Annotated in this window: 28 protein-coding genes; 23 read left to right on the top strand and 5 right to left on the bottom strand. The window is 45.1% G+C overall.

Annotation, left to right across the window (positions count from 1 at the left end):
* Positions 1 to 6: 6 nt before the first annotated feature.
* Together HNP76_RS05665 and HNP76_RS05660 are read right to left on the bottom strand one after the other, a co-directional pair.
* Complete coding sequence (locus tag HNP76_RS05665; protein WP_184658365.1) at positions 7 to 894, bottom strand: hypothetical protein; 888 nt, start codon at positions 892 to 894, stop codon at positions 7 to 9.
* Positions 894 to 3713 (bottom strand): midas domain-containing protein, encoded by a 2820-nt coding sequence (locus HNP76_RS05660; protein ID WP_184658363.1) that lies wholly within the window; start codon positions 3711 to 3713, stop codon positions 894 to 896. The genes HNP76_RS05665 and HNP76_RS05660 overlap by 1 nt, the downstream gene beginning before the upstream one ends.
* A gap of 200 nt (positions 3714 to 3913) precedes the next feature.
* On the opposite strand from HNP76_RS05660, the gene HNP76_RS05655 reads away from it, so the two are divergent.
* Together HNP76_RS05655 and HNP76_RS05650 are read left to right on the top strand one after the other, a co-directional pair.
* Positions 3914 to 4411 carry an FtsB family cell division protein gene (locus HNP76_RS05655; RefSeq protein ID WP_184658361.1) on the top strand — a complete coding sequence of 166 codons (498 nt, stop codon included), beginning with the start codon at positions 3914 to 3916 and terminating at the stop codon, positions 4409 to 4411.
* Positions 4392 to 4976, top strand: coding sequence for an L-threonylcarbamoyladenylate synthase (locus HNP76_RS05650; protein ID WP_184658359.1), 585 nt, complete (start codon positions 4392 to 4394; stop codon positions 4974 to 4976). The genes HNP76_RS05655 and HNP76_RS05650 overlap by 20 nt, the downstream gene beginning before the upstream one ends.
* Here the strand turns inward: HNP76_RS05650 and HNP76_RS05645 are convergent.
* Positions 4973 to 5860: a TP0183 family DNA metabolism protein gene (locus HNP76_RS05645; protein ID WP_184658357.1), complete on the bottom strand. Its 888-nt coding sequence runs from the start codon at positions 5858 to 5860 to the stop codon at positions 4973 to 4975. The two genes, HNP76_RS05650 and HNP76_RS05645, sit on opposite strands and share 4 nt — an antisense overlap.
* Positions 5861 to 5889: 29 nt before the next feature.
* Entirely contained in the window at positions 5890 to 6351 is a 462-nt protein-coding gene (gene smpB / locus HNP76_RS05640) for an SsrA-binding protein SmpB (RefSeq protein ID WP_184658355.1), read from the bottom strand.
* A 67-nt stretch (positions 6352 to 6418) separates the two neighbouring features.
* Between smpB and lepB the strand changes: the two genes are divergently transcribed.
* The 21 genes from lepB (at position 6419) to HNP76_RS05535 (ending at position 26096) form a co-directional block, all read left to right on the top strand.
* Positions 6419 to 7117 carry a signal peptidase I gene (gene lepB, locus HNP76_RS05635; RefSeq protein WP_184658353.1) on the top strand — a complete coding sequence of 233 codons (699 nt, stop codon included), beginning with the start codon at positions 6419 to 6421 and terminating at the stop codon, positions 7115 to 7117.
* Between the two features lie 30 nt (positions 7118 to 7147).
* The gene (gene hemW / locus HNP76_RS05630; RefSeq protein WP_184658351.1) at positions 7148 to 8371 is read left to right on the top strand and encodes a radical SAM family heme chaperone HemW; all 1224 of its coding nucleotides are present in this window, start codon (positions 7148 to 7150) and stop codon (positions 8369 to 8371) included.
* A 135-nt stretch (positions 8372 to 8506) separates the two neighbouring features.
* Positions 8507 to 8704, top strand: coding sequence for a flagellar FlbD family protein (locus HNP76_RS05625; protein WP_184658349.1), 198 nt, complete (start codon positions 8507 to 8509; stop codon positions 8702 to 8704).
* 35 nt (positions 8705 to 8739) lie between these two features.
* The gene (locus HNP76_RS05620; RefSeq protein ID WP_184658347.1) at positions 8740 to 9522 is read left to right on the top strand and encodes a motility protein A; all 783 of its coding nucleotides are present in this window, start codon (positions 8740 to 8742) and stop codon (positions 9520 to 9522) included.
* 23 nt (positions 9523 to 9545) lie between these two features.
* Positions 9546 to 10286: a flagellar motor protein MotB gene (motB, locus tag HNP76_RS05615; RefSeq protein WP_184658345.1), complete on the top strand. Its 741-nt coding sequence runs from the start codon at positions 9546 to 9548 to the stop codon at positions 10284 to 10286.
* Positions 10287 to 10326: 40 nt separating this feature from the next.
* The gene (locus HNP76_RS05610) at positions 10327 to 10878 is read left to right on the top strand and encodes a flagellar basal body-associated FliL family protein (protein WP_184658343.1); all 552 of its coding nucleotides are present in this window, start codon (positions 10327 to 10329) and stop codon (positions 10876 to 10878) included.
* Positions 10879 to 10929: 51 nt separating this feature from the next.
* The gene (gene fliM / locus HNP76_RS05605; RefSeq protein WP_184658341.1) at positions 10930 to 11964 is read left to right on the top strand and encodes a flagellar motor switch protein FliM; all 1035 of its coding nucleotides are present in this window, start codon (positions 10930 to 10932) and stop codon (positions 11962 to 11964) included.
* Entirely contained in the window at positions 11957 to 13135 is a 1179-nt protein-coding gene (gene fliN, locus HNP76_RS05600; RefSeq protein WP_184658339.1) for a flagellar motor switch protein FliN, read from the top strand. The genes fliM and fliN overlap by 8 nt, the downstream gene beginning before the upstream one ends.
* 132 nt (positions 13136 to 13267) lie before the next feature.
* The gene (locus tag HNP76_RS05595) at positions 13268 to 13963 is read left to right on the top strand and encodes a FliO/MopB family protein (protein ID WP_184658337.1); all 696 of its coding nucleotides are present in this window, start codon (positions 13268 to 13270) and stop codon (positions 13961 to 13963) included.
* 1 nt (position 13964) lies between these two features.
* On the top strand, positions 13965 to 14843 hold the full coding sequence (gene fliP / locus HNP76_RS05590) for a flagellar type III secretion system pore protein FliP (RefSeq protein ID WP_184658335.1): 879 nt from the start codon (positions 13965 to 13967) through the stop codon (positions 14841 to 14843).
* A 9-nt stretch (positions 14844 to 14852) separates the two neighbouring features.
* Positions 14853 to 15122: a flagellar biosynthesis protein FliQ gene (fliQ, locus tag HNP76_RS05585; RefSeq protein WP_184658333.1), complete on the top strand. Its 270-nt coding sequence runs from the start codon at positions 14853 to 14855 to the stop codon at positions 15120 to 15122.
* A gap of 20 nt (positions 15123 to 15142) precedes the next feature.
* Entirely contained in the window at positions 15143 to 15946 is an 804-nt protein-coding gene (fliR, locus tag HNP76_RS05580; protein WP_184658331.1) for a flagellar biosynthetic protein FliR, read from the top strand.
* Positions 15943 to 17037 carry a flagellar biosynthesis protein FlhB gene (flhB, locus tag HNP76_RS05575; RefSeq protein ID WP_184658329.1) on the top strand — a complete coding sequence of 365 codons (1095 nt, stop codon included), beginning with the start codon at positions 15943 to 15945 and terminating at the stop codon, positions 17035 to 17037. Before fliR ends, flhB begins: the two co-directional genes overlap by 4 nt.
* A 22-nt stretch (positions 17038 to 17059) precedes the next feature.
* A complete protein-coding gene (locus tag HNP76_RS05570; protein ID WP_184658327.1) occupies positions 17060 to 19207 on the top strand; it encodes a flagellar biosynthesis protein FlhA in 2148 nt (715 codons plus the stop codon).
* Entirely contained in the window at positions 19200 to 20498 is a 1299-nt protein-coding gene (locus HNP76_RS05565) for an AAA family ATPase (protein WP_184658325.1), read from the top strand. Before HNP76_RS05570 ends, HNP76_RS05565 begins: the two co-directional genes overlap by 8 nt.
* 1 nt (position 20499) lies before the next feature.
* On the top strand, positions 20500 to 21345 hold the full coding sequence (locus HNP76_RS05560; protein WP_184658323.1) for a MinD/ParA family protein: 846 nt from the start codon (positions 20500 to 20502) through the stop codon (positions 21343 to 21345).
* 116 nt (positions 21346 to 21461) lie between these two features.
* Positions 21462 to 22220: a hypothetical protein gene (locus tag HNP76_RS05555; RefSeq protein ID WP_184658321.1), complete on the top strand. Its 759-nt coding sequence runs from the start codon at positions 21462 to 21464 to the stop codon at positions 22218 to 22220.
* Between the two features lie 11 nt (positions 22221 to 22231).
* Positions 22232 to 23029: an RNA polymerase sigma factor WhiG gene (gene whiG, locus HNP76_RS05550; protein WP_184658319.1), complete on the top strand. Its 798-nt coding sequence runs from the start codon at positions 22232 to 22234 to the stop codon at positions 23027 to 23029.
* Between the two features lie 3 nt (positions 23030 to 23032).
* Complete coding sequence (locus tag HNP76_RS05545) at positions 23033 to 24997, top strand: FapA family protein (protein WP_184658318.1); 1965 nt, start codon at positions 23033 to 23035, stop codon at positions 24995 to 24997.
* Positions 24997 to 25329: a hypothetical protein gene (locus tag HNP76_RS05540; protein ID WP_184658316.1), complete on the top strand. Its 333-nt coding sequence runs from the start codon at positions 24997 to 24999 to the stop codon at positions 25327 to 25329. Before HNP76_RS05545 ends, HNP76_RS05540 begins: the two co-directional genes overlap by 1 nt.
* Before the next feature lie 5 nt (positions 25330 to 25334).
* Positions 25335 to 26096: a hypothetical protein gene (locus HNP76_RS05535; RefSeq protein ID WP_184658314.1), complete on the top strand. Its 762-nt coding sequence runs from the start codon at positions 25335 to 25337 to the stop codon at positions 26094 to 26096.
* A gap of 1 nt (position 26097) precedes the next feature.
* Here the strand turns inward: HNP76_RS05535 and HNP76_RS05530 are convergent, their stop codons facing one another.
* A complete protein-coding gene (locus tag HNP76_RS05530) occupies positions 26098 to 26517 on the bottom strand; it encodes a J domain-containing protein (protein ID WP_184658312.1) in 420 nt (139 codons plus the stop codon).
* Between the last annotated feature and the right edge of the window lie 9 nt (positions 26518 to 26526).

Raw genomic sequence — 26526 nt, 5'->3', positions numbered from 1 at the left:
GTCAAACTAACATTTGCAAAGGAACTCAATCGTTCCAGTTTTGTTTGCACAAAGACCAGCTGAAAGCAAGAGAATCTGCTTGGTTGCCTTTGTTCCCAAAAGCCCGATTAAGGTGCGGGCGATATGGTATGCAAGCAGCTGCTCGTCCTCTTCATCTTTTGCAAAAAGAACGACTTTAATTTCGCCCTTTGAGCCTGTCTGAGAGCAGTTTGGCGCACGGAAAAGCGGAGAGACGATTGTCTGCGCTGCATCCGTAATTGAGCGGGTTACCAGCTCCCTAAGTTCGTCACCCGGAAGTTCTACTGTTGAAAGTTCTTCTTCGATGCAAACTTTGAGGGAAAGAAGATAAAGCCTGCTCTGTGAAATGCCAAGGCCTGTATCGATGTTTTTGTCGAATTTTGCAAGAATCTTTTTGGTCTGATTCTTGAATTCAACGATATTTTTTAAGGTTACGGCGATTTCCGATGACTGAGGAAGATAAAGGTCGTCATCATCTTCCAGTTCAAGAAGAAGAAAAATCATCGGCCGCTCTTTGTTGCGGAATGGAAGGAAGAAAATCTTGCTGACTTGAGCCAAAACATCGTCGTCAAAGAGCCCGTCAAATTTGTCAAGCTCGTTGAAGTCCCTGGAGAAGCACTGCCATTCAAAAGCCTTTGAAAGAGTGCGCATCCAGAATTCCTGAGTTTCGGTGAGCAAAGCCATTTCTCTTGCCGAAAAACCTACTGCGTCCGTCGTGTAATAGAATTTACCCTCGGAAGTAGAGCAGGGGGAGAGAATTGCGGCTCTTGTGAAGCCAGAACGTTTTGCCCAATTTGCGAATGTCGGCGTAACATCTGCAAGAACAGTCTGTGCCCTTTGCAGAAGTCCGCTTTTTGATTTTTTTCCTATTTCCATTAGTCGAGACCAAGTTCCTTGAACAATTTTTTGTATGTTTCAAACTGTTCTGACTGTGCGAATTCAGCAATTTTCTCTTCTGGGAGATTTTCCAAAAGCTGATCCATATATGAAAGAACTGACTTGATTTCTTTTTGCAAGTCGCCAGGAATTGAAGACTGAACAGGTTCTGCCTTTTCTTCCTCTTCTGCAAGTTTGCGGTTCTGCTCGGCAAGGGCTGCCTCTGATGAAAGAAGGTTATCAAGCTCGCCTTCGGAAATTGAAATTCCGCTGCTTTCTTCCTCTTCTTCTGCCGGGCTGTCACCGAGAATGTCGCTTACAGAAGGAATAGAAGATTCTGCTTCTGCTTCGACTTCGTTTTCTTCTTCAAGAGGGCTTTCCTCGAACTCTTCTCCTGCTGCTTCCTCAACTTCGCTTGAATCGGCTGCAATGTTTGCAAGTTCGTCTGCAGAAAGGGTAGCGTCATTTTCGTCTTCATCAAGCTGGTTACTTGTGGCCTCTGCTTCGTCAAATACGAAAGGTTCGTCTACCAATGTTGAATCGCTTGCTTCGCTTGAAGCTGTATCTTCAATTTCAAATGGAGTGTCTTCCGTGCTCTCTTCGTCTACCAGTGAAATATTATCATCATCAGAGCTGATGTCTACAGAATCTTCTTCCTCTTCTTCGATAAGGTTGTCTGTGCTAGACTCAACGAGAATGTCATCTTCTGATTTTGGAAGGAGGATTTCTTCTGGGAGCTCTTCTTCGTCATCAGCAATGTTTGTGTCGATGTCGTCAAGAACAGGCTCTTCGATGCTTTCGTTAGAGAAATCAAGTGATTCTTCTGTGCCTTCACTGACTGTTTCTTCGGCGAAGTTTTCTGTTGGCTCTTCGCTTGCAAAGTCTTCGGCAGGCTCTTCAATTGATGCTGATGCTGACTCAGGAAGAGTTGGAGCTGCTTCCTCAACGATTTCAACAGTGTTGAGGATGTTGTCCATTTCATCGAGAGAGAGGGCGATTGTGTCGTCTTCATCATCTGCGCCAAAGAATCCGCCTGAAGACTCAGGCTCTGCCGGCTTCTCAGCAACTTCTTCTTCAGCGGCTGGAGCTGGGGCAGGTTCTTTATTTTTGAGCTCTTCAAATTCGCTCTTGAGGTTTGAAATTTCATCGCGGAGTGAAGAAAGCTCTGCTGCAATCTGATTAAGGATATTGTTTGCGGCAGAAGAGATTTCCTCGTCCTGTTTTACAGGTTCTGCAGGGCTTTCATCAAGGCTTTCGCTGACTGCCGGCTCTTCTTCTGCAATTGATTCTTCAAAAACAGGAGCTTCTTCTGTAACTGCTGGCTCTGCTGAGGCTGGCTGACCAAGGGCTTCGTCCAGAGTTTCTGCAATAACAGGTTCTTCTGCAGAAGCTGAGAATGCGTCATCTGGTGGAAGTGTGAATGGATTTTCTGCCTCAGTGATTTCGTCTGCAACATTTTCCGGAAGGTCAACTGCTGTTTCTTCAAATACAGGCTCGTCCATATCAACTACGTCATTTACGACAGGCTCTGTTTCATCGAGAGTTTCGCTGATTGCAGGCTCATCTTCGGTAGCTGCGTCTGAAATGACCGGCTCCTCTGTAAATGAATCTGCTGGTTCCTCGATTGCCGGCTCTTCTGCAAATGGTTCTGATGCAAGAGGCTCGTCAATGAGGGAAGATTTATTGCCGTTTTCGTCCTCAATTGAATCCATGATTGAGTCAAGGTCGAAATCATCGCTGTCCTGAGTTGTGAATTCCTGAGAAACTGCTTCCTCTTTTTCTTCCGGCTCTGTTGAAGCTGAAGTTGAATCAAGGGAAATTTCTCCGATATCATCCTCGTCGTCTGAACCGACTGGAACGTTGTCATTGATTGTAAGTGTGCGCTCGTCAGAATCAAGTGAAGGATTTTCTTCGGCAATGATTGTGCTTGTTGATTCTGATGAAACTTCTTCTGATTTTGGCTCGTCTGAATTGATGTCAAATCCGAATGAATCAAGGGAAACTTCTTCTGTTCCGTCGTCATTTACGACCGGCTGAGAAGGTGCTGCTTCTTCGGCTGGAGCTGATTCTGCTGATGAAGAATCTCCCTCTCCGAAATCAACTCCAAAGTCGCTCAAATCAACTTCTTCAGTGCCGTCGCTTGAAGGGGCAGGGCTTGCTGATGAAGAAGAATCATCGCTGCCAAAATCAACTCCAAAGTCACTTAAGTCAACTTCTTCTGAGCCTGCGACTTCTTTTACAGGTGCTGAAGAGCCGGCCGGGCTTCCCATTGAAGGAGTTGTGTCTGAGTCATCAAATGAAAGGTCGATGTCGATTGGTCCGTCATCAGATAAAGCTGCTACCTCTGAAACGCTTGGTGCGTCTGAAACAGTAATATCGCTTGATTCCAGGAATTCGTCGGCAGAAACTGATTCTTCTGCCTGAGGTGCCTGGCTTGGGGAAGACTCGGAAGCTGCAGGGGCTGAGTTATCGTCGCCCTCAAAAACACCGCCCTCGATAAATTCGTCAAGGGAGATTTCTTCGGTTTCGCCTGATCCTGATGATGAAGCTTCTCCGCCTTCCTGAACAGGTGCTCCTTCTTCCAGTGAGCCTGTGATGTTGGCAAGTTCGTCAGCAGAAAGGGTAGCGTCCTCCGAATCAGGATCTGTTCCGTCGAGAGGGCTGTCTACTACGTCAATGCTGTCAAAACTTGGCAAGTCGTTATCTATAGAGAGTGTGTCTGTGTTTTCTTCTCCAAGTTCAGATGAAACGGTGCGAGGCGGCTTTTTTACCCAAACGCCGTAGTTATCAAGTTCGTTTGTTTTATCTGAATCACTCATATTGTTCCCCTTCAAAAGTGAATTTTGGAATGCTTTAAGGCTTCCTTAAGAAAATCTTTGATATAGTATCGGTAGTTTTTCTTCAAAAAATTACACTTTATCCATTTATTGTATCATATATATTAAGTAAAAGTCCAATTTTTTTTTCAGACTTAAAAATATTTTAGAATTTCAGAACTTCAGCCGATATTCAAAAGGCTATGATAAAAATGTTTAGGATTCTTGTGGCTGCTTTGGCTGGTACTGCAATCTATGTCCTCGTCTCGTTTACATGCGGAAGGGACGGAATTTGGGCAGATGGCCAGCTCCGTGAGCAAAAGAGAATCCTCAGTGCCCGTGCGGACGAAATTCAGAAAATTAATGATTCTCTTTCGCTGGAGTATACTGCTCTTGAAAAAGACCCGGACGTAATTGCGGGTTTTGCGCGAAAAATGGGATATGTCCGTGATGGTGAGAAAGTCGTTAAAATCAACGGTCTCATCAACATCGATGAATATCACTTTGAAACCGGTACTCCAATAAAGTCAATTGAACCTTATTCCCTGCCGGAATGGTTCTGTAAGGTTTCAGGACTTTTGATGTTCTTCGTGACCTATCTTTATTTGATGCTTAAGGATTTCAGGGTCAAAGATGCCGCTGTCAAAAAAAATAAAGTAAAAATAAAGGGGATTCCAGTCTATGATTTGCCGCAAGTGTGATACTGAATCAGCACAAATTGCAATTAATTATCTCAGAAGGGGTAAAGTCGTCGTCCTCCCGACAGATACCGTATACGGATTTTCAGGAATTGTTGACGGAAGACATTATTCTTTCCATACATTTGAAAAAATTTGTTCTATTAAAAACCGCGCTGAAGGAAAAAACTTCATTCAGCTGATTGCAAAACCTGAAGATGTAAAAAAATACACCCGTGATGTAATTCCTGACTACCTTCTTGAAAAATGGCCTGGCCCTCTCTCGATTATCGTGCATACTTTTGCCGAGGACGGAAATTTTGAGACTACGGCTTTCCGCTGCCCTGGTGACGAATGGCTTAGAAAGGTGATCGAAGGCTGCGGCGCGCCGATTTATTCAACAAGCGTAAACCGAAGCGGAAACGCCGTCCTGGACAATATTCAGCAGATAAAAGATGAATTCGGAAAAGAAGTAGAGCTGATTATTGATGACGGAGACAAAAAAGGCGGTCTTCCATCGACAATCGTAGCTATTGAAGAAAATGGTGAAGTAAAAGTAATAAGACAGGGAGCCGTAGAAATCAACTAACGTCTGGTCCAGCTTGAGTTTACTGTGCCTTGTTCCGTACCGTCATTCGTTGGGATGACGGTATTTTTTATGCCCTCGAGGGTATCTGCTGAGGTGAGGGCGAAATTCCATGTGATTGGGGCTGCTTTTGCCGCACATGCAAGGGCCTGCTCGCGTGAAAGCTCAGGGAAGAATGAAGCGTTTGACTTTCCGACCTGGGCAATCTCAAGATTTGTACTCCTGCCGTCGATTACAGCTTTTTTGACTGAAATCTTGATGTTCATTGTTGCTCCGTTCTTAAAGATGACGAAGCCTCTTCCGCCGCGCAGGATGATTATTTTGTCTGCGAAAGGCTCTCCGCTCCATGTTCCTGCCAGGGATTCTATGTCAACGCCGGTTTTGAAATCAGCCGCAATATTGTCTTTGTCGGCGGATGCAAATTGAGGATCCGGCTCTTTTAAATCTGAAAGAACTTTTTCGATTGCGTTTTTGGCGCCAACCAGAATTTTGTAGTAGGACTCGTAATTTTCGGTGGCTGTGTGAGTTATTCCGTCTGAAGAAGTGACGGCGTTAAAGCGGCAGTTCCAGAGAGTCTGACCTGCATCTGTTTTTTCATCGGAAATTTCGGCGTAGAAGTAGATTTTGGCGTTTGTCTTGATAAAAAGGGGAACTTCTGAAGCGGCCTTGCTGATGTCGGGGCGCTTGTCGTCTACGATAATGCCGTCGATTGACTTGAGCTGGGTGTAGAAAACGTCTTGGGCCATTTTGAGCATGTTTGTGTCGGAAGACGCTGAGACCACGCCGTAATAGTCAACCAGAAGGTCTTCGGCGTGCAAAGCTGAAAGAGGAGAAAGAATCAAAATGCTGAGGGCTAAAAGCCAACTTTTAAAATGCAGATTCTTCAAATTTTGTTCCCGACTGAAATCCGAGCTGATTAAGACAAATCTTTTCGGAAATCCCTGGCCATGTCCCTGTCCAGGTCACGCTGCTTGATTGTTTCCCGCTTGTCATAAAGTTTTTTACCCTTACAGACTCCGAGGGTGAGCTTGACCCGGCCGTTTTTTAAATAGAAATCCAGCGGAACGAGGGTGAATCCCTTTTCATCGACCTTCCGCTGAAGCCGCTTGATTTCTTCCTTGTGGAGAAGAAGCCGTTTTTTTCTGTCCGGATCGTGATTGAAGACGGAAGAAAATTTATACTCTGAGATGTGGAAGTTTCGCATCCACACTTCGCCATTTATAATTTCGGCAAAAGAATCGGCAAAGGACACATTGCCTGCCTTTACGGATTTGACCTCTGTGCCTTCCAGCTCAAGGCCGCATTCGTAAGATTCTTCGATAAAATAATTGAAGCGAGCTTTTTTATTCTGTGCAATAATTTTTACATTTTCGCCCATATCTTTACTATTATAATCATAAAAACTTTGATTTGCAACGGTTTCATAAATCTGCTATTCTATCTATATGGAAAAAAATATTTACGCAATTTCATACAAGATGAGGCGGGAGCTTTATCACAAGATTTTTTCTGTTGCCGGAATCGTTCTTCTTTTCTTTGTTCTGGTTTCTCTTTTCATGACTTTTATTATTTTCCCGGTTGCGAATAAATCTGATTCCATGTCGCCTGATATTCCGGCCGGCAGCTATGAATTTGTCAGTCCGCTTTTAAAAAATCCTGAGAGGGGAGACGTAATCCTCCTTCAGAATTACAAAGACGGCAAAATGTCTCCCGTAAAGCGTATTTTGCGTACTATTTCACTTTTCGTCACCGTCCACAAGTGGCAGCCCTTTGAGGAAAATCCTGTTTCAGGCACACGTCCTGTCCTACGCCGTGTCGTCGGTCTTCCGGGTGACACTATTTATATTGACCGCTACGTCGTTTTCATTAAGCCTGCCGGTCAGAATCATTTCCTTACAGAGTTTGAGCTTACAAATTCCCGCTACAATGCGAAAATCCTGGTTCCGCCAGCCCTTTGGGATTCTGATTTGGGCGCTAGGGCTTCAATTTCTCAGATTAAGCTTGCTGATGACGAATATTTCGTTCTTGGCGATGACCGTCTTTCTTCTGCGGACTCACGCATCTGGGGGCCGGTTAAGCACAGTTCAATCCTGGGAAAGGCTCTAGTGCTTTATTTTCCTTTCAATAAATTCTCTTTTCTGTAGAAGTTCTGCTTTCTCCGGAGAGATTATCTTATGAATTCTTCCCTTTACATTCATATTCCCTTTTGCAAAAAAAAGTGCGACTACTGTGATTTTTTCAGCATAGGCGAGAGGGACCGCGTGGGGAAGAGCAACAACCTTTCTGATTCCTACATTTCTGCCCTCATAAAAGAATCAAAAATTTACGCTGATTTCTACGGGATAAAAAAATGGCGTACGGTCTATGTCGGAGGCGGAACTCCAAGCCTTTTGTCTCCACTTCAGATTTCAAAGCTCTTTTCCGGAATAAAGGATTCTGCCGGCCTTGAAAATGATGCCGAAGTCACCCTTGAAATGAATCCTGATGATGTTAGCAGGGAATTTCTTGAGGCCTGCCGGAAATCCGGGGTCAACAGGCTTTCAATGGGAGTCCAGGCCCTTGACGACAGGGCTTTGCAGGCAGTTAACCGTGGATCCAGCCTTGAAATCATTGAAAGGGCCCTTGAAAATTTAAAAAATTACTGGGATGGCAGGCTTTCCGTGGATTTTATCGCAGGACTTCCCCGTCATACTTATAAATCCTTTGAAAAGCAGTTTGAAATCCTCACAAAATATCCAAAAATCGACCATGTTTCCCTTTACACTCTTACCATCGAAGAAAATACGCCATTATGGAAGAAGATCGAAGATGGAAAAATAAAATTCTCATACGAAAAAGCTGACCGGATGTGGCTTAAGGGGCGGAATATCCTTGAAAAACTTGGCTTTTGCCAGTATGAAGTCTCAAATTTTGCCAGAAAGGGCTTTGAGGCAAGACACAATTCCGCCTACTGGAAGCAGGAAAATTACGTTGGCATAGGTTCCGGGGCCAGCGGTACGATTTATGATTTTGATGAAAAATCTGCCATAAGGTGGACTAACAGCCTTTCGATTCCCGCCTATATTAAGGGTGTGGAGGAAGAAACCGCTTCATCAGCAAAAAATCTTTCTTTTTTAAAGCGCAATATCGAAAATCTTGACCAGGAGACCCTTGAATTTGAATTCATGATGCTGGGTTTCCGTCAGCTTGGCGGGCTTTTGTCTTCGGACTATAAAAAACGGTTCGGAAAGTCCCTTGCTGAGCGGCTGGGTGCCGATGATGGGACCGGCATTTTTGCACGCTGGAAGAAGAATCGCCTTGCTGCTGAAAAGTCCCTTCCGGGCGGCGATAAATGCTATTTCCTGAACCGCCGGGGAATTCTTTTGTTAAACCGTTTTCTTGAAGAACTTTTAGACTAATAAAAAAAAATAGTTTTCCGATAATTATAACGATAGAGAATAGGTGCGAAGTGCACTGAAAAAAATACTTTAAATATTCTGCTGTTTGTTGTAAAATAAATAATATTTAAAGTGTTTTTCTTACGGGGTGGGGGAATGATTCCTGTAACAAAACTAGATGGAACAACTTACTGGATTAATCCGCACATGATTGAGAGCATGGAGCAGAATCCTGACCTTACGGTTACATTCTTTTCTGGCAAAAAAATCGTGATAAAGGACAAACCTCAGGAAGTTATTGACCGGATTGTCTCATACCGCAGGCAAATCGGCGTCAATGCCCTTGAAATATAAAAAGCATATAAATAGAAAATTGTAGGAGCAAGAATATGGATATAGCTACAATAATTGGTCTTATCGGTGGTACGGTTGCTATCGGCCTCGGTGTCGTTACATCAGGTGGTTCAATCGGTGGTATCATTGATATTCCGTCAGTCTTCGTAACGGTCGGTGGTTCGTACATGGCTTTGTTCATCGTCGCCCCGCTCAAACAGGCTCTTGGTTTGTTCAAAATCATGGGACGAGCGCTTAAAACCCATGATTATGGTGAAAAAACGCTGATTCAGAACATGGTCGCGCTTTCCGAGAAGGCCCGCCGCGAAGGTATTCTTGCTCTTGAAGAAGGTCTTGATGATTTGGACAGTGCCTTTATGAAGGAAGGCCTGCGAATGGTAGTCGATGGTACGGACGGCAACGTTATCCGTACGATTATGGAAAACGAAATGAGTGCCGCCGAAGCCCGGCACATGAGCTGGATCGGAGTCATCAACGCATGGGCTGGTTACGGTCCGGGTTTTGGTATGTTGGGTACGGTTATTGGTTTGATTGGTATGTTGAACAACTTGGAAGATAAAAGCTCCCTCGGTCCTAACATGGCTGTCGCTTTGATTACAACACTTTACGGTTCTATGCTTGCAAACTGGCTCGTTGCTCCTTTTGCCAACAAGCTTGCCGCACAGAACTCAGACGAAATGTCAACAATGGAAATGATTATTGAGGGCGTCCTTTCAATTCAGGCTGGTGACAACCCTCGAATCCTTGCTTTGAAGCTCCTCACATATCTTGATCCGAAAACTCGTAAGATTATTGAGCCGGATGTTCTCAAGGATTAGTATTTGCAATTAAGGACTGAATAATGGCAAAGAAAGAAAAAAAGGAACCTGCCAAACCGTCAACCGCCTGGCAAGGTACTTATGGTGATATGATTACTCTCATGCTCTGCTTCTTCGTCATGTTGTATGACCCTTCAGAGGTCGATACGGCTGCTCTGGCGCAGATTCAGGAGTCATTGCAAATCACTACCGAGTCTATCGAGGCACCGGTCACTTCTGGTGGTCAGTCCCTCGCTGCCGGTAAGCTGGCTGACCTGGGCAACAATATTTCAGCCCTTCCTTCAGCAGAAAAAGGCAAGTCACTTTCAATCGCAAAGAAAAAGGCAGTCAGCCTCTTTGCTCCGGAAGTAAAATCAGCAAAAATCACGATTTCAAGTGATGAGCGCGGTGTCGTCATCTCGCTGGCTTCTGATGTTTTCTTTGAGCAGGGCAGTGCGGTCTTAAATATCGATGAAACCCGCGATATTCTTCTAAAATTATCGAAATTTTTTCAAGATTCGGAGCTAAAAAACCGAAGATTTAGAATAGAGGGACATACGGATTCAACGCCTGTCGATAATGAGCTTTATCCTTCAAACTGGGAGCTTTCTTCGGCACGTTCCGCAAATGTTCTTCATTATCTGTCAGATTTCGGAGTTGATGAACAGAAGTTTTCAATTGCCGGATATGCAGATACAAGGCCTATGTTCTCCAACGAGACAAAAGAGGGCCAGGCGTACAACCGCCGCGTGGACATCATCATTCTTGATGAAGGCCATTTTTAATGCTACCATTTTTTGATGGGAATAGGATAAGGAGTTTTTTATGGCAGACGAAGATGAAGGATTAGGATTAGACGAAGGCGGAGACGGCGGAGCTGCTCCTGCAAAAGGCGGAAAGGGCCTCCTTATTCCAGGTCTTTTAAAATGGGTTGCTATCGGTCTTGCTGCAATTATTCTTATCGTTACAGTCGTTGTCATCACAATGAAGATTGTCGGCGGCAACAACACTGGAACAACTGCCGCTATTCCAATGACAGAAGAATATACTGCATCTAAGGAAATCCTTGACTGGTACACATCTCTTGGATTGATTCAGACACGCACAATGGAAGCAAATCCTGCTTCTGTACGCGTTGATGTAGTTCTTGGCTACAAAAAGGAAGACAAGGCAACTTCTACTGAAATTACTCAGAGAACTGTTGAACTTAAAGACTTTTTACGCCGATACTTTACACAGAAGACAGCAGAGGAACTCCGGCCTCAAAATGAGGAAAACCTCAAGATTGAAATCCGCAATGCTATCAATGACAGCATTTTGAGTTCTTCAAAGATTAAGGATGTTCGCTTCATGCAGATGGACGTAATTCAGCAATAGTTGAATCCAAAAGCATAGGTGATTTAATAATAAAAAGGTGGAAGGATAGACATGAACGAGGTTCTGTCACAGGATGAAATTGACCAATTGCTTCAAGCCATCAGCTCTGGTGATTCCGGGGCAGATGATTTCAAGCCGGTCAGTGACACGCGCAAAATCAAGATTTACGACTTCAAGCGTCCGGATAAATTCTCAAAGGAACAAATCCGTACAGTGCAGATTATGCACGAAACTTTTGCGCGACTTACAACAACAAGTCTCTCAGCGCAGCTGCGTTCATTGGTTCATGTCCATGTAGCTTCGGTCGATCAGCTTACTTACGAAGAGTTCGTCCGATCTATACCTACGCCAACAACGCTTGCTGTAATCAACATGGATCCTCTCAAAGGAAACGCTGTCCTTGAGATTGATCCGGCAATTACATTCAGCGTAATCGACCGTCTGTTCGGTGGTACAGGTCAGGGTGCAAAAGTAAGCCGTGATTTGACTGATATCGAGCAGTCTGTAATGGAAGGAATCATTGTTCGAATCCTTGCAAACATGCGCGAGGCCTGGACACAGGTAATCGACTTGCGTCCTCGACTTGGTCAGATTGAAACCAACCCACAGTTCGCTTCAATCGTTCCTCCTTCAGAAATGGTCGTCCTTGTAACTTTGGAAACAAAAATCGGTGAGGAAGAGGGTATGATGAACTTCTGTATTCCTTACCTCACGATTGAGCCTATTGTTTCAAAACTTTCTTCACAGTTCTGGTTCAGTTCTGTACGAAGAAGTTCTACAACGCAGTATCTCGGCACCCTCAAGGAAAAACTTTCCGATGTCAACATGGATGTCGTTGCAGAAATCGGTACAATCAATCTTCCAATCCGCGAAGTTCTTGCTTTGCGTGCGGGCGATGTTGTGCGGCTTTCTACAGTAAGGGTAGGCGATCCGCTCACTCTCAGCGTTGGAAACGAAAAGAAATTTTACTGTCAGCCAGGTGTCGTCGGCAAAAAGATGGCTGTTCAGGTTATTGGAAAAATAGATCAGAGTGAATCTGATGAATTCGAAGAATTGTCAGTAGAAGGAGATGAATCTTATGAGTGATGGAACAATATCACAGAGCGAAATTGACGCATTGTTGTCTGGCGTTGATGTTGGAGGTCTCTCATCAGGTCCATCTTCCAATGTTAATGTAGATACCGCAACGCTCGGAAAATTTGCAGACGGCCTCAAAGACAAGGTTGCCTCAAATTTAAACGGCATGACGGGAGGCACTTTTGAAATCGGAGAGCCGACTGTCGAGGCAATGGACCGGGATCAGCTTCTTGCTAAGCTTCCTGAAATGGTCGTTGCCGTTATGGCTGACTTCAATGCAGGACTTAAAGGCGATCACCTCGTTTTGCTCGCTCCTGAGTTCGCACAGAAGGTAACAAGCCTTGTAAACAAAGAAGAAAATGCAGAGCTTGACGATATGGCTCTTTCTGTAATCGGTGAGTTCATTTCAACACACACAGGTTCAGAAATTACTGATTTGAGTTCAATCGCAGGACTTGCTTCAAATCCTCCAGAGGCAGTACATGTGCCAAAAGCAATGGTTCGAATCCCACAGGGAACATTCGCCTTGTTCAGCTATCCGTTGACACTTGAAGGTCAAACATATACATTGTGGGAAGCTGTATCAAGTGATGTTGCCGAGGGAATTGCTAAAGCTCTTGGCGGCGGTACTCCTGATCCAGCTCCAGCTACTGGTGGTGCCCTCAACGCAGCCGATATGGCTTCAATGGCAAACCTTGCCGGTGGTGCTCCTCAGATGGGTGGTATGGGAGCTGCCATGGGTGGAATGCAGATGGGTGGATTCCAGCAGCAGCCTATGATGGGAGGTATGCCGATGGGTGGTATGCAAATGCCTATGGGCGGTGGAATGCAGATGGGCGGAATGCCAATGGGTATGTCAATGCCAAATGTTCAGGCCGTTCAGTATCCGAATCTTGCAGGCGGCCCGACTTCACAGGAGCAGGGCAATATCGGTCTTATCATGGACGTAAACATGGAAATGACCGTAGAGCTCGGACGTACTAAAAAACAGATCAAGGACATCCTTGGTATGGGTGAAGGTACAATCATCGAGCTTGATAAACTCGCCGGTGAGCCTGTTGACATCCTTGTAAACCACAAGCCAATCGCAAAGGGTGAGGTTGTAGTCATCGATGAAAACTTCGGTGTCCGTGTTACCGAAATCCTCTCACCAATGGAACGCGTAAGCGATTTGAGATAGTATTTTTTTGCTAAAATACAAAAAAATCTTAAAAATAATGGCATCTGTTGAAAAAAAATGTTCGACAGATGCCTTTTTTTATGGTATAATTAAAGGAAAATAAAATAGTTTTGTCAAAAAGTGGGTGGGGTTATGACAAAAAATTCTCATGGAAGCATTGCGCCAAAGGCGTTTAAAGCAATTTGCTGTGCTTTAATGCTTTCTATTTCTCAAATTCCTGTTTTCGCAGATGAATCTTCAAATAAATCAGCACAGGCTCCTTCTTCAGAAAAACAGTCTGAACAGCAGCAGGTTTTGCAATCTTTGCCACAGTCAAAGACTGAGCCACAGGCTGCTCAAAACTGGAACTGGAACAGCGGTGATTACGAGCAATCCCAGCAATCTTCCTCTACATTCGGTCTTTTTGTAAAAATGGTGCTTTCTCTTGGAGTTGTGCTTGGCCTCGCTTATCTTGCTATGCGAGTCTTAAGGCGTGGAACAAAAATCCGAACATCCGACGATCCGTTTTTGCGTCATGTTTCGCACCTTCCTCTGAGCTCAAACCGTTCTGTTGATGTGGTTACCATTTTAAATCATGCCTACATCCTCGGAGTTTCTGACAATGCGGTCAATTTAATCGGTCAGATTGAGGACGAGGAACTGGTCAATTCCATGAATCTTTATGCTGACAAAAACGACAATACCAAGCGCCCGCGTTCTTTTGATGACATCCTTTCTATTTTCATGCCGGGTGGTGCTGGCAAAAATCAGAATATTTACGGTTCAAGCGCACAGAATGCCGCAGAAAGCCTGCAGCGCCAGAGAAGCCGTTTGAATGAGGAAGAGTAAAATGAAGAACATGATTTCAGCATCTTTCCATAAATGGCTTCCGCGTATCGTTATCGCGACTTTTATTTCAATTTTCTGCCTTTTTCCGGTCGCTTCTCAGTCACGCCAGAACCGCAACTTTCCTCAGGGCTCAACTCAGGGGCGTACTGAAATGGGCGGCAATGTCCGTGGAATCGATTTTCCTAACATTGACGTAAATATTTCCCGTCCACAGGGCGGCGAGCAGGTTGCTTTTTCTGTTCAGCTTCTGCTTTTGCTCACAGTCCTTACGATTGCTCCGAGTCTTTTGATTCTTACGACATGCTTTCTCCGCTTTTCAATCGTTCTTGACTTCATTAAGCGAGCCCTTTCCCTGCAGCAGGTTCCGCCGACCTCTGTTCTTAACGGAATCGCGCTTTTTATGACGATTTTCATCATGTTCCCAACTTTGCAGAACGTTTACAATAATGCGCTAAAGCCCCTTTCCAACGGAGAGCTTACTATTGAGCAGGCTTACCGCGAGGCTGAGGCTCCGCTCCGCACCTTTATGCTCAACCAGACTGTTACGGTTCAGAGCGACGGCTCACTTGGTTCAAGATACATTTCTTCATTCCTGGGAATGGCAAACCTTCCGTCTCCAAAAGGGCCTGAGGATATTCCGACTTACGTTATTATCCCGGCCTACATCCTTCATGAACTTACGGTGGCTTTTAAAATCGGTGTCTTCCTTTATATTCCTTTCATCGTAATCGACATGGTTGTAGCCTCAATCCTCATGAGTATGGGTATGATGATGCTTCCTCCGGTTCAGATTTCTATGCCATTTAAGCTCATGCTTTTCGTCATGGTAGACGGATGGGGGCTTTTGACCCAGCAGCTTTTCCAGAGCATCATTAAATAGGAGTGAATTATGTCAGTAGGAATGATTGTTAATTTAATGCGTGGCGCTGTTTTTCAGGTTTTTATCCTCTGCGCTCCGGTTCTTGGCGCGGCTTTGATTGTCGGCCTTATTGTTGCGATTTTTCAGGCGACTACTTCGATTCAGGAGCAGACACTTACTTTTCTGCCTAAGATGCTTGTAATCCTCGTGGTTCTGGCTCTTTTAGGCGGCTGGATGTTCAGCATGATGGGTAATTACACCGTCAACCTGTTCTCGCAGATTAAAAATCTCGCAAGGTAAATTGCAGGCGGGGCAGGGCGATGCTAGACCGGATTCTTTTTAATGCACCAGTTTTTCTCTTGATTGCGGTCCGATGCTTCGCCCTTATCATGACCCTTCCTCTTTTTTCAATCCGTAACGTTTCAAGGATTGCAAAAGTTGCCTTTACCGGCTATCTTGCCTATCTCGTTTTCCCTCATGTAAATTTTTCTTTCTATACGCCCTATATCGGTTCTGACGGAAACTTTTCCATTGAATACATAATGCTTTTGATTGGTGAGGGTGTAATTGGAATCATCACTGGATTTTACGTTACTCTGATTTTTGCAGCCTTCAGTTCGGCAGGTCAGTTTTTCGCATTCCAGATGGGCTTTTCTGCTTCCGAAGTTTACGATGCTCTGAGTCAGGTTGAAAACCCCCTCATGGGTCAGTTCTTTAACCTTGTTGCGATGCTTATTTTCCTGCAGAGTGACTGGGCTTTGTACCTCTTTACCAAGGCCCTTCTTTCAAGCTTTGATTCCCTCAACGCCCTTTCCCTTGTCTTACAGCGGGAGAATATGATTCATTTCCTTTTGGGCGGGCTTACCAAGCTTTTTGCCGATGCCTTCGTGATTTCTCTTCCGATTATGGGAACCCTGCTTTTGATTTCCGTTACCATGGGCATTCTTTCAAAGGCAGCTCCGCAGATGAACCTTATGAGCGAAGGTTTCCCGATTATGATTCTGGTTTCCTTCTTTATTATTACTCTGATTTTTCCGCAAATCTGTGAATTCTTCACTCATTCCTTCGTCCGGGGATTTTCTTCTCTTGAACGGCTTTTTACTATCGTAGGAGGCGGCTCATGAGCTTTGAAGAAATAGACTTGCAGTGGTTTTCTGCTGAGGAAGAAGGGCGGACCGAGGATCCTTCCGAGTACAAACTCCGTAAGGCCCGTGAAGAAGGCCGTGTTGCCAAAAGTCAGGAATTGAACAGTGCAATCGTAATGCTTGTGACTGTGATTGTCCTGATTATTGCGGCTCCCTATTTCTGGTCTTTGTGCGAGGAAACTCTTGTCTTCTATTTTACGCATGTGACTGAAACGGAAATGCTTCAGAAGAGGTTTTTCTTCCATTTCGTGATTTCACTTGCGAAGACCGTGCTTCCTCTGGCTCTTTTTGGTGCGGCGGCAGGAGTTCTTGCCAACCTTATCCAGAACCGGGGCTTTATTTTTTCGCTCAAGCCGATTGAGCCCCAGTTTTCGAAAATTACTCCGCGAATCGGTCAGTACCTTAAAAAGACTCTTTTTTCTTTTGAGGGCGGATTCAATGTCGCGAAGTCTTTTATAAAAGTTGGTGTCGTCGGATTTGTTTCCTTTTTGCTGATCCGTTTGAATCTTCCTGTGATTCTGGAATTTATCAATGCTTCAAGACTGAATGCGGCGATCGGCAAAATTGCATGGACGGCGGCCCAGATTCTTGCGACTTGTGCGGTTGTTTTTCTTGCGATTGCGATTCCTGACTATCTGGTTCAGAAAAAGCAGTTCATTGAAAGCATGAAGATGACCAAGCAGGAAGTTAAGCAGGAATACAAGGAAATGGAAGGTGATCCTGAGGTTAAGGCTCATCTTCAGGCGGCCCAGCGCGAGCTTTTGCAGAGGAATATGCCTCAGCAGGTCGCTAAATCAGACGTCGTAATCACGAACCCGACCCATTTTGCGGTCGCGCTCATGTACGATCAGGCTGTATCGGACGCACCACAGGTCATGGCTAAGGGCAGTGACAATCTGGCGCTTAGAATCCGTACAATTGCTAAAGAGCATGACGTTCCAATCGTAGAAAACAGACCTTTGGCACGTTCTCTCTATGCAGAAACGGAAATTGGTGATATAATTCCAAGTGACTATTTTGCCGCAATAGCGACTATTTATAGTCATCTTGAAAAATTTAATAAAAAGTGAGCTATTTCGGGTGGGGATTTGAATGGCGAACCGGTTTAATTTAAAAAATGTTTTGGGGAACATTGAGAATCATGCTGTAGCGGCAGCGGCAATTGCTGTCATTCTCATGCTTTTGATTCCTGTGCCTGGAGTCCTTTTGGACTTCCTCATGATTGTAAACATCTCAATTTCAGTAATTGTTCTTCTCGTTGTACTTTACACTCCAAAATCTTCTGATTTTACCTCATTCCCCCGCGTTCTGCTTTTTTCCACACTTTACGGGCTTGCACTGAACGTTTGTTCCACCCGCTTGATTCTTACAAAGGCCAGCGTTACAGGTTACCGGAACTTCCCGGGCAACATGCTCAAGGCTTTTTCTTCTATTGTAACAGGTGATAATCCGCTGAATCCATCGACCACAGGTCTGGTCATCGGTATGGTTATCTTTATCATCCTCATCATCATTCAGGTTATCGTAATCACAAAAGGTGCCACCCGAGTTTCTGAGGTTGCAGCCCGATTCAGCTTGGACGCAATGAACCAGAAATTCTTCGCGGTTGATTCTGAGCTCAATTCCGGCTATATCACGGACGAGCAGGCCCGCGACAAAAAGGCCGCCATCCAGCGCGACATCGACTTCTACTCAAGCATGGACGGTGCCTCAAAGTTCGTCAGCGGTAACGTAAAGGCCGGTATCTTCATCACGGCCATCGACTTGATTGCAGGTATCATTGCCGGTGTCGCAATCGGCAAAATGCAGTTCGGTGACGCTGCAAGCACATATTCACGACTCACTATTGGTGACGGTCTTTTGGGACAGCTTCCTTCTCTTTTGCTTTCATTTGCTACAGGTCTTATTGTAACCGGCAATTCAAGCGAGGAAGTTCTTGGCGACCAGCTCAAAAAACAGTTTACGACAAGCGGCTATGTCTATATCATCACAGGAATTACCCTGGCTCTCATGAGCCTTATCCCCAATTTCCCCTGGTATCTTCTGCTTCCTGTCGGAGCCCTGTTCGTATTTACAGGCTACAACCTTCTTCGAAAGCAAAAGGCTTCATTTGCCAAAAAACTTGAGGAAGAGCAGAACGCCCAGAATAAAAAGGCTGCCGGCGAGAACGGTGAAGTCAGTCCTGTCGTTCCTCTTGATCCCCTCTGTCTCGAACTCGGCTATGCCCTTATTCCACTCGTTGACAAGGAAAAGGGTGCGGAACTGCTTGAGCGCGTAACGAGAATCCGCCGTGAGGCTGGCCTTGACCTTGGCCTTGTGGTTCCAAAAATCCGCATCATCGACAACATGACCCTTGCTCCTGATGAATACTGCTTCAAAATCAAGGGAATCGAAGCCGGACGCAGCAAAATCAAGCTGGGCTACTACATGTGCATGAACACAGGCGCTGCCACTGAGGAAATCAAGGGCGAAAAGACAGTTGACCCTGCTTTCGGCGTGCCTGCCGTCTGGGTAAGCGAAGACATGCGTGAGGATGCGGAGAGAGCCGGCTATGCCGTAGTTGATCCGCCAACAATTATCGCAACCCACATTACTGAGATTATCCGTTCTCATGCGGCTGAAATCCTCGGCCGTCTTGAGACCAAGGCCATCATCGACAAAATCAAGGAAACTAACTCCGTTGTCGTCGATGAAGTCCTCAATACATACAAATACACTTACGGTGAGATTGAGCGGGTTCTTCAGGGCTTGCTTCGTGAGCAGGTTTCAATCCGCAATATCGTCGCCATCCTTGAGACCCTTGCAAACTACGGCAACATGCCTCACAACAACTGGCTGCTTGTCGAAAAAGTCCGCGAGGCTTTGGGCCTGCAGATTTGTCTGCAATATGTAGACCCTCACGATCCGAGCCGAAAACTGAGCGTCCTGCAGGTTTCGCAGTCCGTCTCAGAAAAAATAATTCAGCATTGCGTGATTCCGAACGACGGCGGACAGCCTTTCCTCGCCTTCGATCCTGTGGATAACCGCAAGTGGATTAGTGAAGTCAGTTCATCAATTGCTGCAACCCGAGAGCGAAATTACTTCCCGATTTTGCTTTGTTCGACCCCGGAAGTAAGACAGCTGGTTCATAATTCAATCAGCAATGAATTGCCGGAGAAAATCCCTGTGCTTTCTGTAAACGAAGTTGTTGCAGCTGGGAAAAATGTTAACTTGGAGATTATTGGAGAAATAAATGTATAACGAAGGTTTTGGTCTGTCTGCTGATAAAAATCCGCGTTCTTCTACTGCTTATCCTGTCGCAAATCCAGTTGCTTCAGGTTACGGAAGGGCAGAGGATGAAATCCAGACTATCATTGGAAAAGATTTTGAGGACTGCAAGCAGAAACTCTTCAAGACTTACGGACATAACTACGATATCCGTGGTCAGCGTCCTGTTCTCAAACCGGGTTTTTTTGGCTTTGGTCAAAAGGAACTTTACGAAGTTCGATTTACCATCGGTCAGAAAAAAGCAGTCACTCCTCAGGAAGCATTTCAGAAGAGCCGTGATGAAATTCTGAACAAAAACTCTGCTACTGTCACTCAGACTATTCAGATTGCGAGCCTCGACAAAAAACTTGAGGAATACCAGAAAACTCTGGCAAAAAAACTTGAGGAAATTGCCACTGCTACAAACGCAGGTGACAAGCCCCTCTCAATTCAAAAAATCGAAGACCTTCTCCAGGAAAACGAATTTACTTTCTCCTATATCAATAAAATTACCACACGCCTCCGTTCTGAGCTTTCAGTTGAGGAACTTGAAGATTTTGACCTCGTTCAGAGCAAGGTAGTGGACTGGATTGGCGAGTCAATTAAGATTGCTCCAAAGGTAATGCACAAATATCCCCATGTAATCATTCTCGTAGGTCCGACAGGAGTTGGAAAAACTACGACAATCGCAAAAATTGCCGGAACAATGATTCTTGAGGCAAGAAATGCCGAGGAAATTGAGCCGAAAATCCGCATGATTACGATTGACCACACCCGAGTCGGTGCGGAAGAGCAGCTTCGCCGTTACGGAGACCTACTTGGCACAAACGTTGACAAGGCTGAGTCTGCCGAGGACGTAAAAAAGATTTTGGATTCATACAAGGATTCAATCGACGTGCTCTTTATCGACACTCCTGGCTACAGCCCGAATGATTCTGAAAATATCGGAAAAATGCGTAAAATTCTCGAAGTCAAGGGCATGCATCCTGATGTTTACCTCACCTTTACGGCATCTGCAAAGGCCCGTGACATGATTTCGATTATTCAGAACTATGAGCCCTTTAATTTCTCTTCTGTCATCATCACAAAATGGGACGAGACTTCTGCAATCGGCAACGTAATCAGCGTCTTGTCAGAAAAGGGAAAGGCTGTCTCATACATTACGGACGGTCAGCAGGTACCGAGACGAATTGAGCGGGCTTCAACTTTAAAATTCTTGCTGAATTTAAATGACTTTTCAATAAATCGCGAACATATCGACGAAAAATTTGCGGAGGAAAACTAATATGGAAGATCAGGCACAGGAACTCAAAAAAATGATGTCAAATAATAAAAAGACCCGGATTATCGCAATCACAAGCGGTAAGGGCGGTGTCGGAAAGTCGAATCTTTCAGTCAATATGGCAATCGCTTATGCACAGCAGGGCAAAAAAGTCACTTTGATTGACGGTGACTTGGGCATGGCAAACGTAAACGTTCTTATGAATGTCGTTCCTCAGTACAACCTCATGCATGTAATCAACAAACAGAAGACCATGCAGGAAATCATCAATGAGACGGAATTCGGAATCAAATTTATCGCTGGTGCAAACGGATTTTCAAAAATCGCCAATCTGACCGTTGATGAGCTTGATTACTTCGCAAAACAGTTCGCCATGCTGGGAAATTCTGACATCATCATCATTGATACAGGTGCGGGAATTGCAAATAACGTCCTTCAGTTCGTTGCTGCGGCTGATGAAGTTTATGTCGTTACAACTCCTGAGCCAACCGCAATCACTGATGCATACGGCATCATCAAAATCATTACGACTGAGCTCGTTGACCGCGAAATGAACATAAAACTGCTTGTAAACCGTGTTCACTCAGCGGACGAGGGCAAGAGAATTTCTGACCGCATCATCAACATTGCCGGCCAGTTCCTCAACAAGAAAGTTGACTACATCGGCTTCGTCTATGATGACCCTGTAGTTCAGGCTTCGGTTATCCGCCAGAAGCCATTCATCATCGTAAATCCTACTTCAAAGCCAGCCCAGTGCATCAAGCACATCGTAGGCCGGATTGAAAAGAGTGATATTGGTTCTTCGGAAGGAGTTTCTAGCTTCCTCAAAAAATTCTTGCGCAAAAATTAAACTTGACCGAATGAATTTTCTGATTTAAACTTATATTTAGGGAGGAGATTATGATAAACCCGAAAAATATATGCATCTCGGCTTGTATCGGGTTTTTTATATCCTTTTTAATAGGATTGTTTTCTGACGTTCATTTCTCTGTTGTTATATTGCGGGCCTTCCTTTGCGCTTTAGGCTTCGCTCTTCTTTGCGTCGGAATTACTTTCCTCTATCAGAAATTCCTTTCTATAGATACCGGTGGTTTTGCCGCAGAGTCTGACCCTGTGGCCGCAAAAGCTCAATCCGGCGGAGTCGTTAACATCGTTGTCGGCGATTCCAGTCTCCCTGATGAAGAGCTTGCCCCAAAATTTACCGTGCTGAACAATCATTCAGATTTAAATAAAAATAGTGAAAGTCTGTCTGCCGCTTCAAATACTTTTTCCGAGGAAGAGCCTTCTTCTGCTTCTCCTGGTCAGCCTGAACCTCTTGCTGCTGGTCCGGCCCCTCATGCGGAAAGAGCTCAAGATAATCCGGCCCCTCATGCGGAAAGAGCTCAAGATAATCCGGCCCCTTCTGTGGCTGCTGATAATTCCTTCAAGCCTGTCAGTCTGGGTCAGGTCAGCCATAATCCCGAGCCTGATGCGCCTTCGGCAAGGGCTGCTGCAGCTTCTTCTGACGGAAATTCCACGGAGCAGCTCGATGAACTTCCTGATATTTCAGATATGCAGACTGATTCCTCGGATGTTGCTTCTGAATTGGATTCACCGGGCACTGATGAAATCGTTAGTGATACGGAATTTGCAACGGGCGGGTCAAAAATGAAGGAACAGCCGATCAGCGGTGACACGACAGTCATGGCCAAGGCTATCCAGACTTTATTGGCAAAAGATAATTAAAAGGTGTGAATATGGATAATACAAAAACGCAATTTATTAATGATGAAGAAGAAGACGCACTCTGGGAAGAATTCAAAAAGACTAAATCCGACTCCTTGCGCGACAAGATTATTCGTAAATACATGCCTTTGGTAAAATATGTTGCGGGCAAAGTTTCTGTCGGACTTCCTGCCAGCATGGAATTCGACGATCTGGTCGGTTTCGGTCAGTTCGGTCTTCTTGACGCAATCAGTAAATATGATTTGGACAAAAAAGTAAAATTCAAAACATACGCTGTAACCCGAATCCGCGGTGCTATTTTTGACGAAATGCGCCAGCTTGACTGGGTTCCGCGCTCTGTACGCCAGAAATCCCGTGAAATCGAAGACGTAATCTCAGGCCTTGAATCAAAGCTTTCACGTCCTGCCACAGACGAAGAAATCGCAAAGGAAATGAACCTCTCTGTCGAAGAATACCAGCACACTGTCATGAAAATCAGCGGCACTTCGGTTCTTTCCCTCAATGACGTCTGGTATTCCGGAGACGACAGCGATCATCTTTCAATCGGTGACTCAATCGAATCTCCGCAGAGCCTCAATCCTGACGTTCAGGTTGAGCGTGAGGAAATCCGAAAGGTTATCATTCAGGCAATCAATGAGCTTCCCGAAAAAGAAAAGATGGTAATCGTTTTGTACTATCATGAAGATTTGACTTTCAAGGAAATCGGTCAGGTTCTTGACGTATCTGAATCCCGAATTTCCCAGCTTCATTCAAACGCTAACTTGCACTTGCGGGCAAAACTCACCAACTTCAGAAAAGGAATTTTCTAAAACATGGTAACACTTGAAACAATTCGTAAGGACATGGCCGGACTTCTCAGCAAAGACAAGGACATTCACTTTATAGAAGTGCGTGCCGACACTCTTGATGAGGCTCTTGCTGATGCGGCCGTTCAGTTTGACACGCGGGTCGTGAATCTTGAATATGAGGTTGTTGAGCGTGGTTTTGACGGTTTTATGGGAATCGCCAAAAAGCCCTGGTTTTTAAAAGTTTATCAAAATCCCGATACAATCAAAAAGACAGTCATTGGAAAGAATGGCGAAACTGTCGATGCCGAAGACGAAGAATTCGAAGAAAAGATTGTTTCCAAAAACGGCGAATACTTCCTGCATCATTTTGGCCTCGACATCATGCTCAAGGTTACAATGCCGATCGGCGACGGTCTGCCAGTTGATCCTGATGTAGTTCTCGAAGATTTGAACCGCCCTGATACTAAAACTTTTGATGCTGATTTGGTCCGCTCAATCGTAAAGAATGGTTCTGACGGCGAATACAAGACAATCGGTGAATACAATCACGAGCCTTCCGCTGATGCAATTTTCGTTATTGATATTTCCAGTGATGAAATGAAGGCCACCGCAACAATAAATCCTCCTTCAATCGGTGGTGCTGACGTAACTGTCGAGCAGATTAAAAAAGCCCTTACCCAGCAGGGAGTTGTTGCAGGCATTTCCGATGAAAAAATTCAGGCCCTTGTTGATAAGCCAAATTATAATGAGCCGGTAGTTGTAGCCGAAGCTGTCCTTCCAGTTGACGGAAAAGACGCCTATATCACCTACAACTTTGAAACTGACCGCTCTAAAATCCGGGCAAAACAAGCCGCTAACGGTCAGGTTGACTTTAAGGAGCTCAACCTCATTCAGAACGTCGTTGAAGGCCAGCCGCTTGCTCAGAAAATCCTTGCGGAGCAGGGCAAGGCCGGCAAAACCCTTTACGGACGATATCTTGAAGCTAAAAATGGCCGTGACATCCAGCTTCCTCTGGGCAAAAACGTTCGTGTTGATAAGGACGGACGCACCATTCTTGCAGATGCAAACGGTCAGGTTCTCCTTATTAATGACAAAATCTGTGTTGAGCCTATCATGGAAGTCGAGGGAGTCAACATTAAAACCGGAAACATTACCTTCCTTGGAACGGTCATCGTCAAGGGAGCTGTCGAGGACGGATTCAACGTCAAGGCTTCTGGCAATATCGAAGTTTCCGGCACTGTCGGCAAATGTTCTCTTGAATCAGACGGCGACATCATCGTTTCTTCCGGAATCATCGGCCGTGACGAAGGAAAAATCGTCTGCGGCGGCTCACTTTGGGCAAAATTCATTCAGAATACAACGGTTCAGGTCGAAGAAAATATCATCGTAACCGACTCAATCATGAACAGCGAAGTTTCCGCTCAAAAGAAAATCATCCTCAACGGCAAGCGTGCCCAGATTACAGGTGGAAATGTATTCGCAACCGAGTGCGTTCTTGCCAAGAATATCGGTTCAGAGGGCGGCGGTACCGAAACAGTTATTTCCGTCGGCTTCGATCCACGCGCCAAAAAGCGACTGGAAGAGCTTCTTGACATGCAGAACAGCAACATCAAGACTCTCGATGAACTTGAACTCAACATTTCAACCCTTGAGAACATGAAAAAGGTTCGAAAAAGCCTTCCGAAAGAAAAGGAAGAAAACCTTGTCAGTCTCCTGGAACAGAAAAACGAAATCATCGAAGAAAACATCCAGTACAACGAAGAAATCGAAAAGATTCAGGGCCGCCTGCGTGAGCTCAAGAATATCGGAAAAGTCTATGTTTCCGGCACGGTTTATTCCGGCGTCAAAATCTTCGTTCGTGACGAAAAGGATGAGGTTAGGGCAGACGCAAAATCCGTCACATTCTACTACGAGGGTGGCTTCGTAAGGCGCGGCAAGTTTGAGCAGCCAAACATGGATGACATTAAGGGACCGGAGGGCTATAGTTAATGGGTGTTTCTCCTCTTGATTTGCAGACAATGTATGCGAACATGAATAACGTTGCTCGTACTGTTTCTCACCAGCAGCAGGGAGCTGTTCTCGCACAGCAGCTTCAGGAGTCCAAGATTATTCAGCAGAACGCCGAAAAGGCTTCGCAGGTTCGTAAGGCAGCAGACAATGAGGCGAAATCAACCGGAATTAACGACGAAGGTCATCAGAATTCTTCGGCTTACGGTCAGGGCGGCAGAAGAAAAGGTCAAAAACAGGAAGATACTGAGAAAAAAATAGAGTCTGAAATCCGCGAGACTTATCTTGGTATTCATATAAATATAGAAAGGTAGATTTAATGATAGTTGTTTTTATCGCGGCTTTTTTCTGTGTATTAAATATTGCACTTTGGATTACTTTCTTCATCAAATTTAAGAAAATCTTCTCAACTGACGACATAATTGCTTCTACCCGCGAAGAAATGGACAGAATGATTGCCGACATAAATCACAATGCCGGCCGTAATATCGAGCTTATCGAAGACAGAATCAAGCAGCTCAAGAGCATCGTTGCTGAGGCTGACCGCCACGTTGAGCATTCCCGCAAGGAACTTGCAGCCCAGAAGGCTTCCATTTCCTATCAGCAGAAAATTGATTCAGCCCTTCAAGCCCGCAAGCAGCCTGTCCAGCCATTTGCCTCAGGCAACAGCGGCAGGGCAGCCCAGCAGTATCTGAGAAATCAGAACATGAATATTTCAGCAGGCCTCCAGTCAGGCAACCGCTACGAGCTCACCGACGAAGGAAACCGTCACGCTCATGTCCAGCAAGGGGATTTGTTTGATCAGGCTGAGGCAGAAGATTCTGGAATGCTTTCAAGCCAGATTGTTTCCGCTGCGGGAACAACTTTCACGGTTGAAAGCGACGGCTCTTCTTATGCTTCTGTTCCTGTGATTGGCGGCAACGTGAGCTATGCTGACGAGCCTATCCAGCCCCAGCAGAGCATTCAATCTTTGGTCCGCAATCTGTATGCGGCAGGTCACTCTGTCGAAGAAATCGCCCGTGAGGTTAACCGCTCCACGACTGAAGTTCAGATGGTTCTCGACATGAACATGGGCTTTTAATTTATTGCCCCTGATACCATTTTTCGATAATTTCCCACTCTTTTAAAAGCCGGGCAGTCTTTTCCTTTGCGACTTTTTGTAAAAATGGATTGTCGTTCCTGCGGTCCGGATGATAGTACATTAATTTTTCCCGGTAGATTTTTTTTGCGGCCTCGAAATCTGCTTCTTCAGGAATCTGAATGAAAGCCAGTGCTGATTTTACATGAGCCGGGATTTTGGGCAGAGGGCGTTTTTTGACTTCTTCCTTTGGGACATTCGGGATTGAATTAGCCCCCTTTTGCATGAAGAAAAAATCTGAGAAAGTTTGCTGGATTGTTTCGCTTTTTTGTGAAGAAGGGGAAGACTCTTCGGAACTTGCGGCCTTTGGAATCTCCCCCTTTTCAAGTGCTTCGCTGAGCAGGTCGCCCAGCTTGTCAAACATTGATGGCAA

This window comes from Treponema ruminis (assembly GCF_014201975.1).
Classification (GTDB): Bacteria; Spirochaetota; Spirochaetia; order Treponematales; family Treponemataceae; genus Treponema_D; species Treponema_D ruminis.
Note: the sequence above shows the minus strand (reverse complement) of the source record. Positions and strands in the feature narration are given on the sequence as shown.